Genomic DNA, 15,751 nt, shown 5'->3' on the forward strand with positions numbered 1-15,751 from the left:
GTGGCCTCACTGGTGGTTGTAGAAATCGACCGCATAAGGCGTGTAGGGCGTGCCGTTTCCCATGAAGCGCCGCCGCACCTCTCGTGCGCGCTCGGCGGCGGCCGCCTGGCGCGCCAGCTCCAGCGAGGCGGCCCGGTCTTGCGTGAGCTGAAGCCGCTGCGCCTGGATGGACTGCTTGGCCTGCAAGGCCAGAAGCTGGTTGGTCGATTGCATGGCCTGCAAGGCGCCTACTGCAGACTGGCTTTGGCTGACCAGATCGGCCAGCACGCCTTCATCGTCATTCAGGTTCTGCGATGCCTGGGCCTGCATCTGCATCGCGGTCTGCAAGCCACTCAGTGTGTTTTTCCAACGCGCTTGCGCGTCTTGGTACATCTGGTCGCCGCTCACCGTGGCGGCGTACTCCTGCGGGTAGAGCTGCTTGAACATCTTGTCCATGTTCGCCACGTCGTAGGCCATACCGTTGGCCTGCTCGATCAGCCGCTGGGTCAGGGCCAGATTGCTGCGCAGGCGGCTGACCACGTTGAACGGCAGGCTCGCCAGATTGCGCGCTTGGTTGATAAGCATCTGTGCCTCGTTCTGGAGCTGGCGGATCTGGTTGTGGACCTGCTCCAGCGTGCGGATGGCTGTCAGCGTGTTTTGCACGAAGTTGGACGGGTCAAACACGATGCGCCAGGCCATGGCGGGGGCAGGAGTCAGTAGCGAGAGCGACAGTACGGCGGCCATTGCAGCGGGAAGGATGCGGGTTTTCATAGTGATTTCTCCTGGAGTTGCGGGGACGGGAACGAAGGCAGCAGCTCAGCCGCCCAATCGAGGCTGCGGTGGCGCAGCCACGCGGCGGCGAACGGGGTGGAAGCAGAGGAAGCTGACGCAAGCAGCGCGTCCATGTCGCGCTGGTCCTGTGGCGAGGAAGCACCGGTGAAGGCCAGCGTTGCCGGCCCCAGGTCGAGATCGAACAGCCGGTTCCCAAGGCGCGACTGGTAGTAGTAGTCGCGTTTGGGCTGCGCAAAGGCGACGATCTCGATCTGGCGCGAGTTCAGGCCGAAACCCTCGTAGATCGTGCGGATCTGCGGCTCGGTCGCCTGGGGATTGGGCAGGAAAATACGGCTCGCACAGCTTTCGATGATCGCGGGCGCGATGCTCGAATCCTTGATGTCGGCCAGGCTCTGCGTGGCGAAGATGACGCTCACGTTCTTCTTGCGCAGCGTCTTGAGCCACTGGCGGATGCGCGCGGCAAACACCGGGTCATCGAGAAACAGCCACGCCTCATCGAGGATCAGCAGCGTGGGCGCCCCGTCAAAGCGTTCATCGAAACGCGCAAAGAGGTAATGCAGTACGGCCATGACGGCGGCCTTGCTGTGCATCAGCTCTTCCATCTCGAAGCACTGCACGTCGGCTATGCCGAGGCGGTCATGGTCGGCGTCCAGCAGCTTGCCGTGGGCACCTCCCAGCACATAGGGCGCGAGCGCCTGGCGCAGCGCATTGGATTGCAGCAGCACCGACAGGCCCGTCATCGTGCGCTGCTCCACCGGCGCACCGGCGAGACTTCCCAGCGCCGACCAGATGGCTGCTTTCTCGTCCGGGCCAACGGCCACGCCCTCATGCCGCAAGCGGCCCTCGATCCATTCGGCGGCCCAGGTGCGGTAGCCCTCGCGGTCGATGCGTGCCAAGGGCTGGAAGGCGATTTCGCCATCCGTGCCCAGGTCATAGTGCTCGCCGCCAAGGCCCAGGATCGTGGCGCGCATCGAGCGGCCCATGTCGAACGCCAAGATGCGCGAGCCGGGGTAGCGGCGAAACTGCATTGCCAAAGTGGCGAGCAAGACCGACTTGCCCATGCCCGTGGGGCCGGCCACCAGCGTATGGCCCACGTCGCCGATGTGCGTCACCAGCCGGAACGGCGTCGCGCCATCCGTGCGGGTCACGATCAGCGGCGGGCCGTCGAGGTGGCTATTGCGCTCAGGACCTGCCCATACGGCGGATACCGGCATCATGTGTGCCAAGTTCAATGTTGAGATGATGGGCTGGCGTACGTTCGCGTAGGCGTGGCCCGGAATCGACGACAGCCAGGCGTCCACGGCGTTGAGGGTCTCGGGAATGGTCACGAACCCGCGCCCTTGAATCACCCGCTCCACCATGCGCAGCTTTTCATCCGCCTTTGCTGGGTCGGCATCGAGCACCGTCACCGTGGTGGTGACAAAGCCAAAGGCCACCTGGTCGCTGCCCATCTCCTGCAGCGCTGCGTCCGCATCGGCCGATTTGTTGCTCGCATCGGTATCGACCAGCGGGGTTTCCTGCTGGAAGATGATTTCGCGTAGCAATGCGATGACGTTCTTGCGCTTGGCAAACCACTGGCGGCGCAGGCGGGAGAGTTCCTTTTCCGCTTCGGCTTTGTCGAGGCAGAGGAACCGGGTTGACCAGCGGTACGCAAAACCGAGGCGGTTGAGGTCGTCCAGAATTCCCGGCCAGGTGGCCGTCGGAAAGCCCCTCACCGTCGCCACGCGCAGGTGCTTGTCGCCCAGCATCGGCGCCAGTCCACCAGTGAGGGCGGAATCCGCCAGCAGCGCGTCGAGATGGAAAGGCACCTCGGGCACGCCCACGCGGTAGCGCCGTGTGGAGATAGTCGTGTGCAAGTAGGTCAGCGTCTGCGAATCGTCCAGCCAAGCGATCTCCGGCATCACGCCATCAAGCAGGTCGAAGACGCGATCGGTTTCCGCCACGAAGGCCGTCAGACGCTCGCGCCAGTCCACACCCTCGGTGGGCCGGTTCTCGTACAGCATCCCAGCGGCACGGGCGCGCGATTCCTCGGGCGGCAGGTACACCAAGGACAGGTGGTAGCTGCTCTCGAAGTGGTGACCCGAGTCCTCGAAGGCGGCGCGGCGTTCTTCATCGACCAACCAGGACAAGGGCTCTGGGAATTGCGAGTGCGGATAGTTCTCGGCCTCCGTCCGGTTGGCCTCAATGAACAAGGCCCAGCCCGAGCCCAGGCGGCGCAGCGCGTTGTTCAAGCGTGCCGACGTGGCGATCAGCTCGCTTTGCGTAGCGCTGTCGAGGTCAGGCCCCCGAAACTGCGCCGTGCGCTGGAAACTACCATCCTTGTTCAAGACGACGCCCGGCGCCACCAGTCCGGCCCAGGGAAGCCAGTCGGCCAGCAGTGCGGGCCGCCGGCGGTATTCGGCAAGGTTCAGCATGGCGGCGTCCCCCTATACGTCCAGCAGCGGCTTGTGCTTGATGTGGCGCGCGAAGACCTGCATGAACTGCGGATCGACGCGGGCGCCCCAGACTGCCAGCGCATGGCCGGCGATCCAGAGCACCACGCCCGGAATCCACAGTTGCAGGCCCAAGCCCACGGCAGCGGCCAGCGTCCCGTTGGCAATCGCTACCGTGCGCGGAGCGCCGCCCATCAGGATCGGCTCCGTGAGCGAGCGGTGCAGCGGCACCTCGAAGCCAGGCATTCCATCGTGCGGGCCGTTCATACGACCGCCCCGCCGGAGAAGCTGAAGAAGGAGAGGAAGAAGCTCGAAGCCGCGAACGCGATGGACAAGCCGAACACGATCTGGATCAGCTTGCGGAACCCGCCCGAGGTATCGCCGAAAGCCAGCGCCAGGCCCGTGGCAATGATGATGATGACGGCGATGATCCGCGCTACCGGCCCCTGCACGGATTCGAGGATGGCCTGCAGCGGGCCCTCCCACGGCATGCTGGAGCCAGCAGCTTGCGCCGCACCGGCGAGCAGCAGCATCAGCGCTGCCAGCAAAAGTCCTTGCCCCGCTGGGCGGGCCAGACTAGAAAGCGGGTTTACAGAAAAGCGGAAAGCAGGAACGATCATCTGCGTCATGGCAGTTCTCCAGGTTGGTCAGGGGACAGGAAAAGCGGCGGCAGCTCAGGGAACGAGAGTTCCATCGCGTCCGTCAGGTGGTAGCCCGCGCCGTCAAGGCCGACGACGCGGGTGATGCTCTCGATGCGGCGCTTGCGCCCGCGTCCAGCGATGTGGATCACCACGTTGACCGCCTCAGCGATCAGCGCACGGGGCGGGTTTACCGCCACTTCGAGAATCAGTTGCTCCAGGCGCAGCAGCGCGCCCAGCGCGGAACCTGCATGGATCGTGGCGATGCCGCCCGGATGGCCCGTGCCCCACACCTTGATGAGATCCAGCGCCTCGGCGCCGCGCACTTCGCCGACGACCACACGATCCGGCCGCAGGCGCATGATCGAGCGCACCAGTTCCTGCATCGACACCACCCCGGCCCGTGTGCGCAGCGGAACGTGGTCGCGGGCCGCGCATTGCAGCTCCACCGTGTCTTCGAGCACCAGCACGCGGTCGCCCGTGGCGGCGATCTCGGCCAGCAGCGCATTGGCTAGCGTGGTCTTGCCGCTGCTCGTGGAGCCCGCGATCAGGATGTTCAGGCGCTCGCGTACGGCCCGCACCAGAAAGCCCGCCTGGGCGGCAGTCATCATTCCCTCGGCGACATACCGCGCCAGCGGGATCACGCCCACGGCGCGCTTGCGCAGCGCGAAGGCCGGCCCCGGCGCTGCGGGCGGCAATATGCCCTCGAAGCGCTCGCCTGTCTCGGGCAGCTCGGCGGACAACAACGGGCGCCCGCGATGCACTTCCGCGCCGACATGGGCCGCGACCAGGCGGATGATTCGTTCGCCATCGGCCTCGGGCATCTCCACGCCCATCGGCGCACCGCCCGACGACAGCCGATCCACCCACAGGGTACGATCGGGGTTGAGCATGATTTCCACCACATCCGGGTCTTCGAGCGCGGCGGCGATCAGCGGCCCCATCGCCGTGCGCAGCATTTGGATGCGACGATCCAGCGACGTGGCGGAAAAGGAAGAAGGAACGGCGCTCATACGGCACGCTCCTGCGCTTCGTCGAGGCGCGTGGGGTCTGGGTGCAGCTCTTCCACTACGTCGCGCACCAGGCTGCGCCCGCGCAGCAGGTGGCGGCTGAGCTGATCCACGAACTGCTCGAAGCGCGCCTTGCCCTGGGCGCGTGCAGCCTCCTGATGGGCCTCGGGCACCGGCGTGCTCACCGTGAGGAAGTAGCGGATGAATAGCGCCAGCGTCTCGATCTGGATGTTCTGGTCACGCTCCAGGCGCTCGGCCTGCCGCGACAGGCGATCCAGCCGCTTGGCAATCGCTGCTTCGCGTTTATCTCCTGCGTCTGGTGACAGCCAGGACGCCAATGCAGCCGCGACGATGCTGGACTTGGACACGCCCTTGGTGGCGGCCAGTTCATCGAGCCGCTTGGCGTGCTCCGGCTGGATAAAGAGGTTCAGGCGGTGCTGGCTCATAGGTCGATTCCATCGTCAGGGTCGAGGGATGCCAGCCGGGCCGTGCGCTGCAGGGCTGGATCAAGCTGGCGAGGGAGGGGAAGCGGCACGTCGTCGTCATCGAGCAGCGCAAGGTCGCTGGCCGATGGCTCCAGGTCGGGGTGGTATTCACTGACTTCGGACAGCTCGGGTTGGCGGCGCGGGCCCCCGCCATCGGTTGAGGCTCCAAAGCCTGCGGTGGCATCAACCGCAGGAACGGCTGGCACGGCCGGAATCGCCAGCCCGCTCCAGTCGTCAGGCCGCGCGGGTGGCGTATCGGCGTAGCCGGTATCCGACAGTGCGGGCGTAGGCAAAACGCGCCCCCTGAAATTGGCGTCCGCGTAGTAGCGCAGTTTCTTGGCCCTGATCGGCGCCACGCTGGAGACCATCACCACCGCCTCGTCCGGCGGAAGCTGCATGACTTCGCCCGGCGTCAGCAGCGGGCGGGCCGTCTCCTGGCGTGACACCATCAGGTGCCCCAGCCATGGCGCGAGCCGGTGGCCCGCATAGTTGCGCTGCGCGCGCAGCTCAGTCGCTGTGCCCAGCGTCTCGGAAATGCGCTTGGCGGTGCGTTCGTCGTTGGTGGCGAACGTCACGCGCACATGGCAGTTGTCCAGGATCGAGTGGTTCTGCCCATACGCCTTGTCGATCTGGTTGAGCGACTGCGCGATGAGGAAGCTGCGGATGCCGTAGCCCGCCATGAAGGCCAGCGCCGTCTCGAAGAAGTCCAGGCGCCCGAGCGCCGGGAACTCATCGAGCATCAGCAGCAGCTTGTGGCGGCGCTCAATGCCATCGGAGCCATCGAGCGATTCGGTGAGACGCCGGCCGATCTGGTTCAGGATCAGACGGATCAGCGGCTTGGTGCGGCTGATGTCCGAAGGCGGCACCACCAGGTACAGCGACACCGGGTGCTCTGCCGCAATCAGGTCGGCGATACGCCAGTCGCAGCGCGACGTAACTTCCGCCACCGTGGGGTCACGGTACAGGCCGAGGAACGACATGGCCGTGGACAGCACGCCTGAGCGTTCGTTGTCGCTTTTGTTCAAAACCTCGCGTGCCGCCGATGCAACCACTGGATGGGGGCCATCGTCCAGGTGCGGCGTGGTCATCATCCGATGCAAGGTCAGCCCGAATGGGCACGCCGGGTCGCTGAGGAAGTTGGCGACCCCGCGCAGCGTCTTGTCCTCGCCCGCGTAGAGCACATGCAAAATGGCCCCGACCAGCAGCGCGTGCGAAGTCTTCTCCCAGTGGTTGCGCTTCTCCAGCGCGCCTTCGGGATCAACCAGGATGTCCGCGATGTTCTGCACGTCGCGTACCTCATGCGCGCCGCGCCGCACCTCCAGCAGCGGGTTGTAGGCTGCCGACTTCGCATCGGTCGGGTTGAACAGCAGACAGTGCGAGAAGCGCGAGCGCCAGCCCGCGGTGATCTGCCAATTTTCACCCTTGATGTCATGGATCACGGCGGACGCAGGCCAGGACAGCAAGGTGGGCACCACCATGCCCACGCCCTTGCCCGAGCGCGTGGGTGCGAAGGTCAGGACGTGTTCCGGGCCTTCATGCCGCAGGTACTGGCCGTGATGCTGCCCGAGGAAGATGCCTGCCGGACTCGACAGGCCCGCCTTGTGGATGTCCTCCGCATTGGCCCACCTCGCCGTGCCATAGGTGGTGACCAGCTTCGACTGCCGCGAGCGCCAGATCGACATGCCGATGGCGACCACCACGGCCACGAGACCGCTGCCGCCCGCAATCGCCCCGCCAATGTCGAAAACGCGCGGTGCGTAGGCGTCGAAGAAGAACCACCACTCGAACAGCCGCCAGGGGTGGTAGACCGGCGTGCCCAGGAAATCGAACCACGGCGAGCCCAGGCGTAGCTGGTAGCCCAAGGCCGCTGCTGTCCATTGCGTGGCGCCCCACACTCCGGCGATCACGATGCCGAATACAACGGCGATCTGACCGAACAGCACGTTCGTCCCCTGCATTCCACCCCCCGTTCACGGCACAACAACGTGCCACAGGCATCAGGATCAGTGCCTTGGGGAAAAGGGGTCAACAGCCAAAACTGCGGCGTTCATTGCTGAAAAAGCAATGTTTCTTGCTAGGGAAAGGACAAGAAAAACGCCGCAGGCTATGAGGCGCTGCGGCGTAGCGAGGTAACAGTGCGCAATGTGTCGCAGGAATGCGACCGTGCAGTACTTTGCGTCGGGCTACTAGACCTTTTGCTCCGGCCGTTGGCCATAGAAGCGCCGCTTGGCCGTCTGAGGAGCAGCAACGCAAATATCGTCATTGACCTTGGCGCAGTCCTCCGTACACAAACTGCGTATTTCTTTGCGGCGCTCCGGATTTGCGCCAGTGAATCCACAGTGTCTGTGGGCTTTGACATGCTTCAGGCCGTCAAGGCGATGCCGATGAGGGGAATCATGGCTTTATTCACGGCCGCAGTTCTTTCCATGCTCGAATTTATGAGCCATCAGCGACATTACCGTCCCGGCCAGCGTCGATGGTTGCGATCCGTTCGATGAATCGCGCCAACATCGGGGATGGCTCCGTATCTCGGCGTAGCAGATAGGTCATCAGCATGGGTGGGGTACCTGCCAACTGCCGACCAACTATGCCCATTTCTCGGCTGAAGGCGATGTGCGCTGCGCCAGCCAAACCAACGGCAACACCCGAAGCCACCAGAGCCATCATGACATCGAACGTCGCAACGCGCTGGAGAACCCTCAACTCCTCATCCCGCTTTTGCAGGAGGCGATCTACTTGGCGAGTATGCCCCTTGCAGAATGCAGGATCACCTAATACCAGCCATTGCTGCAGCACTTTTTCCAGAGGAACATTCCGATATTCCAACAGAGCGTGGCGCGCATGCAATGCCACCATCAGTTCGTCTTCCCACGCAGGAATGGCGAGAATGCCGTCGCCTACCTCGTCGGCCATTGAAAGACCTGCGTCGTACAGGTCATCATGAAGTCCCTGAATCTGTTGAGTCAGTGGAACCTCAAATATGCGGATCTCCACTTCGGGGTCTTCTTCGCGGCTACGTGCAAGCAGTGCAGGCAATCGCGACGGTGTAACCCCATCGGACAGTGCGATCCGTAGTTGCCCATGAAAGCCTCTGGCGGCGGACTTGACGCCCTCCCGTGCCTGCTCCAGCGCAGCAAAGATGCGCGGAACCCGTTCTAGAAATACTTCGCCCTCATGGCTCAACTTGATACTTCGAGAGGTGCGGCTGAAGAGTTGTGCACCCAACTCCCCCTCCAACTCCTTGATGGCACGTGAAAGAGGGGAAGAGTCCATGTGCAGCTTTTCAGCTGCACGGCGGAAATGAAGTTCCTCGGCAACCGCTAAAAAGCATCGAAGATGGCGAAACTCCATAGCGTCACTTTCTCCTCTCTGAGTTCGGTCTTTCAATTGAGGATGAGCCCGGTGTTGCAGCGATCTTGCTCATTAGCAGAAAAGTCCCGTCCGCTCCATCACCCTCGGATTGAACCCGCCAGCCCCTGGCCCGATAGAACCGCGTGGCGCCCTCGTTGACCCGAAGACACTTGAGGGTGGGCGTGTGATGCCCGAAATACGGGGTACAGGCGGCCAGCAGCGCGCTGCCGACACCCTGTTGTTGGACGGAGGGGTGCACAAACAGGTTGTGCAAGAAACCATCAGGCTCCCAGACGGAAGCGAATCCCAGTGGCACTTCATCTGCTTTGGCATAACGTGGAAAAGCCACTAGAACCCGCTCTCCCGCCGTGACAACGTCAAAGTCACTCTCTTGATGGCGACCGGCAGGTGCCCAAGGGAAGGCTACATTGCGAGCTTCCACAAACAACTTCCGCAGCGCTTGCAAATCGGCGGCTTGATGTTCGCGTATGACATAGCGGCCGGTCATGGCCAGTACCCCAGCCGTACGGCTTCTACTTGCCCATGTAACAGCGGGTCTTGGTAGATGCACTGCCCATTCGGCAGCGTGGGACATTGCTGTGGCGTCGCAACATCGAAAATTTTCTTGATCAACGAATCATTCATGGCTTCGCCGCTGAACTGCGCATGACGGATGTGAATTAAGTAAGACAGAGCCAGCGGTGTGACCCATGAGGTTGTCGATCGGGTGATAGGCTCCAGTCCGATGCCATAGCGACCAAGCCGCAGCAGCGGTGTAGCGTTGAACTCAAATGGACGGAAGGGGAGTACGCCAGTATTCAGGAAAATGTCGGCGTGTCCTTGCGAGGGCCAGTCACCCATTTCCTTACCGGCACCTCGCCCACGGTCATCCAAACCCGACTCTAATTTCGTGAAAAATCCCGCCCGCAAGCGGTTGCCAAATGGAGCTCCCGCTTGGTCGTACGGATGGCTGCGCGAGTCTGTTCCGTCGATAGCCGCTTGCGCAGCCAGCACACCGGGTGTACTGAACAAAGCTTGGTAGATAGGCGTGTAAGCACGTAACTTCGCATGCAACACCGATTGAGAGGGCACCGCTGTTCCACAGGCGCCGGCCCAGCCATCGGTCACAACAGACAGACTATGTCCTGCACTAAAGTTGACGAAGTGCACGTTGTGCTCAAGCATGATGTGATTCAGTTGTGCGGCGACATGTTGCGCAGCTTGCGCTAGGCGCTCATCTGAAGCAGCGGAGCCCGTTGTATCGCAATAGGCTTGAGGCGCAATGCGAAACAAATCCACCGTATCTACCAGCACCAAGGGCTGCGCGGGGTTCGCGTCGGCCAGCAGGGCGAACACATCGCTGCCGTGCGCAGCGTCGGCCAGTGGTGCGGCTAGGTGGCCGTACGCCGATTCGATGGCTGGGAACAATCTCTCCAGCCGCTGAGCTGGTACATGATCCGGCCCAGCGAATTCATTCAAAACCTCCCACAGTATTTCGGGCACTTGCCACTGTGAGCTGGCATGTTCGAGGCCTCGCTCTGCTACTGGACGGTAATAGGCTGCAATACGGTTTTTGTAACGTAAAGCACGTGTGGGCAGCTCGGGCAAGATATCCACCACTAAGATTGCCTCGCCACTATTCGGGCGCATAGCGAAATCAGAAGGACTGTAGATTTCGCTGCGCCAGTTGCAGGCCGATGGATCTGCCGACTGCACAAAACAGGTATCAGCCCGAATGGCCGCTTCGGCTTGCACCATTCGAGCATCGATCATATTCAGTGACGCGCCGCTTTCGCCGCCGCCACAGCTACAGAGCAATATAGCCAGACAAAGTATGAAAGGGCATCGCATTTAATAAACCAGCCTTTTGATAGCAGCAACGCTATCGAACTCTTCTTCTGGCGTGTACTTCTTGAACGACTCCGTCACACCATAGCCCCAAGCGACAACGCCAAACGCGCATCCGGCTTTACGAGCAGCGTGCAAATCTTCCAGTTGATCGCCGATGTATATCGATTCACTGGGCTTAAATCCAGAGCTTTTCATCGCTTTTTTCAATCGAGCGGCTTTGCCAAAAATAGAAACGCCGCATTCCACGGAATTCAATTTCCCAAATCCTTTATCGCCAATTATTTTTTTTATATTTGGCATTGAATTTGAAGAGACTATTGACAAAACAATACCGCTTCGATTTAATGTTTCAAAAACATCTTCAATGCCAAGAAATGGATTTATTTTATTCACATCTCTCTGCATGTATTTTATAAAATCTTTGGCAACAAATGGCAGCTTCCAAGATGGGAGGCCTACAATCTTCATCATCTCCCTTGCAGATTTTTTTCTGCATTCGGGAATCATTTCTTCAGGGATATTTTTGAAATTATGCAACTTCGCCAATTCCGAGAAAATCTCTAGAAAAAATGGGTAGGAATCCGCGATAACCCCATCGAAATCAAAAATAACAAATCTATACTTCATATTATCCGCAATTCATTTCTTTTTGTAAAAATCTTGTTGAAATGGCAGTGTCAGCAAACGATCAATACGCTGATTTCGATCACTTCGTGCATATGTAAGCCCTACATCAGCGGGTGGATCCTGAATACATGTCGTGCCAAACAAATGATCGAACCATGGTGTCAGCGTGCCAAAGTTGGTATCAGTCATGGTGCGGTTTGCACTGTGGTGTACGCGATGGAATGCTGGTGTTACCACCACTCGGCGAAGTAACACCTCGACATTGGTGTTCAGGCGCAAATTGGCATGGCTGAATGCGCTTATCAAGCCATAGGCTGCGTGGTAAAGCACCACCATTTCCAACGTTGGACCCAGTGCCAGCAATATGGGAAACGTGACGAGCGTCGACACTAGTGCCTCGCCCGGATGATGGCGATGCGCGGTGCTGAAATCCACCTCAGTATCTGCGTGATGTACCGCATGTAGGCGCCACAGCAGCGGTATGGAGTGGCAGGCGCGATGCAGCCAGTATGTCACGCACTCCAGCACTAGAAGCAGAACGACAACTCCCATTAGCGGATGAGTGTCATACCGCTGCAACCAGCCTGGGTGGAGCAAACCTAGTGGTTGCGCTATGCCGAAGTACATCAGTGGCGCAAGAGCCAACAGCAGAGATTGCGTGATACCTGCCAGTAGCAAATTGTTAATCCAGCGTCCAAGTGCTTGACGTGTTGGACGCTGATTTAGCTGCGGTAGGAAGGATTCGAGGACACAGGCAACCACCAGACCGCCGAGCAGGCACAGTGGATACCAGTCGCGACTGTGCTGTTGGAGAAATTCACGCATTATTCATGCTCAACCGGGCAGGCCGGAAAACACAATCTTCAGGTAACAGGCATCGTTATTTTGTAGCACTCTTCCAACTGTGCACTGAGGACTTTGTTCGGAGCCTATGATTAAGTATGAGTTGCGGCTCTCCATCTTTTTGATTTGCTGAGGCACACCAGAGGTGTTGATCAAACGACGCTCACCAAGCTCATTGCCGAGACGCAATTCATAGCCTTCTGGCTCTGAAAGAAAACTATCGACCGTTGCTGCCATCGCCTTGAGCATCAACTCGGTATTGCCGAACATGGATATTCCCAAAGCTCCTGCAAGAAACACCACGGCCAGCGGGTGTCTTGGCAAACTGCTACGCAGCGCCCGATAGGCCATTACTGCCACCAGTAATGCCATGGCAACCAGCCCCCATTCCGATAGGGTAGGTACTCCTTGCACTTCAGTGCTTGGGACGCCACCTGTCCCTCCACCAGAAACGATATCTGGGCTATATGTGATCTCCGCTACGACCACACCTGCAGATGCCACGTAAGGCAACCCCAGCAGACACAACACGCCGAATATGCGCGCCGCAATATATTGATGTTTTGTTTTCATATTATTCATTTTCTGAATACGAGATAGCAACACATAGTTGAGGCTCGATTCTTATAGCTGGCTGCACTTATCTGACGGGTGGCAGAGGTCCCAGGATCAGGAACTGCTACGCACCAGATCAGGCAAAACTGTTTTTGGGGCTGGGCCCATGGGCGTTGTCGCCCGCCGCACTATCTTGCGCAAAGAACACCAGCAGCACGATGGCCCCTACGATGGGAATGAAAGCCAGCAGCAGCCACCAGCCGCTGCGCCCCGTGTCGTGCAACCGCCGTACGCCCACGGCGATGGAGGGCAGCAGCAGCCCTAAGGTCAGCAACCCACCTAAAAATCCCATACCAGAGGCGGCACTGAATGAGCCCATGATGCCGTCGATGACCGACAGGGCAAAGAAAATCAACAGGTAGAAAAGAACGAAATACCAATACTCTGACCGCCGTGCGCGGCCGGAGAACGTGGCGTATTTCTTCAAGGCAAGCAGAAACCAGTGCATGTGTGCTCCATTTGGTGTGTCAAAAGGTTCGGGGGTGGGCGCCAAGCGTTGGCCGGGTTGTTCGGCCCGTGGCGCATCGTGTTCAGGAGCTATGTCTAGCGGCAAAGACCAGCGCATCAGCGCATTGGGGATGACGACGCCCCGCCGCTCGGGCAGGTGCTGCTCGACTACCTCGAAGCCAAAGCCTTCAAAGAGTGGCTGTGCGGTGCGACTGACGTTGGATGTAAGTTCCGTAATGCCCCGCGCTTTGGCCTCTTGGAACAAGTGCTGCATCAGCCGCGTGCCAATGCCTTGGCCCGGGTGTTTGCCCGAGACAAAGAAGTGGTCGATATAGCCGCTGCTCTGAAGGTCGGCATAGCCCACCAGTTCACCAGCCAGCTCTGCCACGAACGGGTTGATGGCGCGGATGCGATTGGCCCACTGGCACATATTCGTGTCATACGGTGCCCAGGCGCGTATTTGCTCGGCGGTGTAGTCGCGTCGGGCCACCAGGTGGATTGCGGAGTAATGCACGGCGTACAAAGCCGATTCCTCGCCCGGCTGGTAGGGGCGAATATTGATGGATGTGTACATGGTGGTGGGCCTATGAACGACGACGGCGCGCCCCCAAGCCGCACCCGAGCAGCAATCCACTCAAGACGATTTGGCCCCAGGTGCTTAGTGAAGGCACGGCTTGCACATTGCCCGGGCTGGGGTCAGGGTTGCCCCCGGGATCTACAGGTTTTGCGCTGATGGAGACGGACTGGCGCGCCTCGCTATTACTGATGTTGGTATCGCCTTGGGCATGGGCCAGCAAATACACGTTGGTTGTTACAGCATCTGTCGGGGTGCCTGACACATCGCAGCGCACGGTTTCGCCTACAGGCACGGGATCGTCTGCCCTCCAGGGCATGGCGCCAGGGCTGATGGTGCAGACGGGGTTGTGCACTCCGTATGGCAAGCCGGAAACCTCGCAACGCGTGTTTATCTCGGCATGGGCGGTGCCCACGTTATGGCAGGTGTAGTAGCCCGCATAGGGCTTGCCCACGGTGCCGGTGGCAGTCAGGTGCAGGCTGGCGGCCATGTCGGGGGCCAGCACCGGCGGCGCCGCGCTGGTGGTGATAAATTGGCGCGCCGTACTGTTGTCAAAGTTGGTGTCGCCCTGGGCATAGGCGAGCAGCGTGGTTGCCACGCCGGTGGCGGTGGTGGGCGTGCCGGAGACCTCGCAGCGCACGATTTGCGCCACGGGGACGGCGTCGCCAGCGCGCCAAGGGGTAGCACTGGGGCTGATGGAGCAGCCCTGGCTACTGACGCCATCGGGCAAGGCTTGCACGAGGCATCTCACATCATTGACGGCATCGACCGTGCCCACGTTCTGGCAAGTGTAGTGGCCCGCGTACGGCTGGCCCACCGTACCGGTGGCGGGCAGGTACAGGCTGGCCGACATATCGGGGGCGGGTACGCTCACGGTGCCGTCCAAAGCATAGGCCAGAGTCAGGATGGTGAAAACCACGGGCCAGGCGGGTGTGTCAGTGCTGCCAATGGCCGAGAGCAGGCTGAGCGTGGGGTTGCCCGCATTCGGGTCTGCGCCGAAGTTGGGAGAATATGTGCAGCGCGGGCGCGAGTTGTCGGCTATTTCCACCACCACCCAGTAGTCTGTGTTGGGTTGCAAGGCAATGGGGACGCTGCTGGTGTAGGCCATCACGCTTTGCTGTGTTGCACCTGCCGCCCGCTTCCAGCCACCTACTTGAGTGCCGCTGGGTCTTGCGGGGCTTTCGGGGTTATGAGCAAAGATGCCCGCGCGATTTTGGGTGCCGGGGGTGGTGACTTCGCCCCACTCCACGCGAATCGTCTCCACGCTGAGCGGCTTGCTGCCGGTGCGAAAGTGCGCGGCAGCATCGGGCTGGCCGTTGACGTGGCAGGTCTCGGCATGGGGCAGATTGCCCAGCAGCATAGTGGGGGCAGCTTGGGCGAAGGCGGGCGCACTGACCAAGTTGGCAAGCGCTGAAAGGGCCAGCGCGGCGCATGAGGGGAAAGAGCTTCTGAGGCGCAACATATGCAGGATGCAAAATGAAAAAAGATCCAATCACTGTAAGCAGACAGCATCCAGGCGCCCATTCCCCACCTGGGGAATAGGCAGCGAGCGAGAAATGTGGACTACTTTTCGCCCGCAGTGAACCTTTGAATGACGACCATGACAGGCATATTTCGCCCCCAAGAAAGCGATTACGACACGTTGACCAAAGTGTGGGAGGCATCCGTTAGAACCACCCATGATTTCTTGTCAGAAGCGGACATTGCATGGCTGCGCCCGTGCATCAGAAACGAATATCTCCACGCCGTCGAATTAATCGCTTTCGAGAAAGAAAATGGCGAAATTCTTGGCTTTGCTGGTGTCGTCGACAACAAAATAGAAATGCTTTTTGTCGCCCCGCATGCACGCGGCCAAGGCGTGGGAAAAGCGCTTTTACGCGATGCAGTAAAGCGCATGAAAGCCACAGCGTTAGACGTGAACGAGCAAAACCCTCGGGCGCGTGAGTTCTACGAACACCTGGGTTTTGAGGTGGTCGGCCGCTCGCCGCTGGATAGCCTGAACAGGCCTTTTCCGCTACTGCACATGCGTTTGAAATATATTCCCGGTTAATGGCATCAGCGCTCAGACTCGCGGATAGATCAATGACTGGATGGGTATCTGGAGCCC

General features: G+C 60.3%; 16 protein-coding genes. 1 reads left to right on the forward strand and 15 read right to left on the reverse strand.

The features are described from left to right. Window positions 1–6: 6 nt before the first annotated feature. The 15 genes from trbJ to WH303_RS13805 all read right to left on the reverse strand — a co-directional run bounded on the left by trbJ (window position 7) and on the right by WH303_RS13805 (window position 15,004). Window positions 7–750, reverse strand: coding sequence for a P-type conjugative transfer protein TrbJ (trbJ, locus tag WH303_RS13735; RefSeq protein ID WP_339519152.1), 744 nt, complete (start codon window positions 748–750; stop codon window positions 7–9). After that, window positions 747–3,185 (reverse strand): conjugal transfer protein TrbE, encoded by a 2,439-nt coding sequence (trbE, locus tag WH303_RS13740; RefSeq protein WP_339519153.1) that lies wholly within the window; start codon window positions 3,183–3,185, stop codon window positions 747–749. Before trbE ends, trbJ begins: the two co-directional genes overlap by 4 nt. A gap of 12 nt (window positions 3,186–3,197) precedes the next feature. Continuing rightward, the gene (locus WH303_RS13745; protein ID WP_339519155.1) at window positions 3,198–3,470 is read right to left on the reverse strand and encodes a VirB3 family type IV secretion system protein; all 273 of its coding nucleotides are present in this window, start codon (window positions 3,468–3,470) and stop codon (window positions 3,198–3,200) included. Further along, a complete protein-coding gene (locus WH303_RS13750) occupies window positions 3,467–3,832 on the reverse strand; it encodes a TrbC/VirB2 family protein (protein ID WP_339519157.1) in 366 nt (121 codons plus the stop codon). Before WH303_RS13750 ends, WH303_RS13745 begins: the two co-directional genes overlap by 4 nt. Then, window positions 3,829–4,854: a P-type conjugative transfer ATPase TrbB gene (gene trbB, locus WH303_RS13755; protein ID WP_339519159.1), complete on the reverse strand. Its 1,026-nt coding sequence runs from the start codon at window positions 4,852–4,854 to the stop codon at window positions 3,829–3,831. Before trbB ends, WH303_RS13750 begins: the two co-directional genes overlap by 4 nt. Continuing rightward, the gene (locus WH303_RS13760; RefSeq protein WP_339519160.1) at window positions 4,851–5,297 is read right to left on the reverse strand and encodes a CopG family transcriptional regulator; all 447 of its coding nucleotides are present in this window, start codon (window positions 5,295–5,297) and stop codon (window positions 4,851–4,853) included. Before WH303_RS13760 ends, trbB begins: the two co-directional genes overlap by 4 nt. Further along, entirely contained in the window at window positions 5,294–7,294 is a 2,001-nt protein-coding gene (locus tag WH303_RS13765) for a conjugal transfer protein TraG (protein WP_339519162.1), read from the reverse strand. Before WH303_RS13765 ends, WH303_RS13760 begins: the two co-directional genes overlap by 4 nt. Window positions 7,295–7,772: 478 nt before the next feature. Then, window positions 7,773–8,687 (reverse strand): LysR family transcriptional regulator, encoded by a 915-nt coding sequence (locus WH303_RS13770; protein ID WP_339519163.1) that lies wholly within the window; start codon window positions 8,685–8,687, stop codon window positions 7,773–7,775. 4 nt (window positions 8,688–8,691) lie between these two features. Next, window positions 8,692–9,195 (reverse strand): GNAT family N-acetyltransferase, encoded by a 504-nt coding sequence (locus tag WH303_RS13775; RefSeq protein WP_339519165.1) that lies wholly within the window; start codon window positions 9,193–9,195, stop codon window positions 8,692–8,694. After that, on the reverse strand, window positions 9,192–10,460 hold the full coding sequence (locus WH303_RS13780; RefSeq protein ID WP_339519167.1) for a hypothetical protein: 1,269 nt from the start codon (window positions 10,458–10,460) through the stop codon (window positions 9,192–9,194). The genes WH303_RS13775 and WH303_RS13780 overlap by 4 nt, the downstream gene beginning before the upstream one ends. 78 nt (window positions 10,461–10,538) lie before the next feature. Further along, on the reverse strand, window positions 10,539–11,165 hold the full coding sequence (locus WH303_RS13785) for an HAD hydrolase-like protein (protein ID WP_339519168.1): 627 nt from the start codon (window positions 11,163–11,165) through the stop codon (window positions 10,539–10,541). Window positions 11,166–11,177: 12 nt separating this feature from the next. Continuing rightward, window positions 11,178–11,990 (reverse strand): sterol desaturase family protein, encoded by an 813-nt coding sequence (locus tag WH303_RS13790; protein WP_339519169.1) that lies wholly within the window; start codon window positions 11,988–11,990, stop codon window positions 11,178–11,180. 9 nt (window positions 11,991–11,999) lie between these two features. Further along, window positions 12,000–12,581, reverse strand: a complete 582-nt coding sequence (locus tag WH303_RS13795; protein WP_339519171.1) for a midcut-by-XrtH protein — start codon at window positions 12,579–12,581, stop codon at window positions 12,000–12,002. Between the two features lie 118 nt (window positions 12,582–12,699). After that, window positions 12,700–13,644, reverse strand: coding sequence for a GNAT family N-acetyltransferase (locus tag WH303_RS13800; RefSeq protein WP_339519173.1), 945 nt, complete (start codon window positions 13,642–13,644; stop codon window positions 12,700–12,702). Window positions 13,645–13,654: 10 nt separating this feature from the next. Next, window positions 13,655–15,004, reverse strand: a complete 1,350-nt coding sequence (locus WH303_RS13805) for an IPTL-CTERM sorting domain-containing protein (RefSeq protein ID WP_339519174.1) — start codon at window positions 15,002–15,004, stop codon at window positions 13,655–13,657. 231 nt (window positions 15,005–15,235) lie between these two features. Here WH303_RS13805 and WH303_RS13810 point away from each other — a divergent pair, with 231 nt between their 5' ends. After that, window positions 15,236–15,694, forward strand: a complete 459-nt coding sequence (locus WH303_RS13810; RefSeq protein ID WP_339519175.1) for a GNAT family N-acetyltransferase — start codon at window positions 15,236–15,238, stop codon at window positions 15,692–15,694. The last annotated feature ends 57 nt before the right edge of the window (window positions 15,695–15,751 follow it).

The organism is Comamonas sp. MYb69 (genome assembly GCF_037479315.1).
In the GTDB taxonomy this organism is placed as follows: Bacteria; Pseudomonadota; Gammaproteobacteria; order Burkholderiales; family Burkholderiaceae_C; genus Comamonas.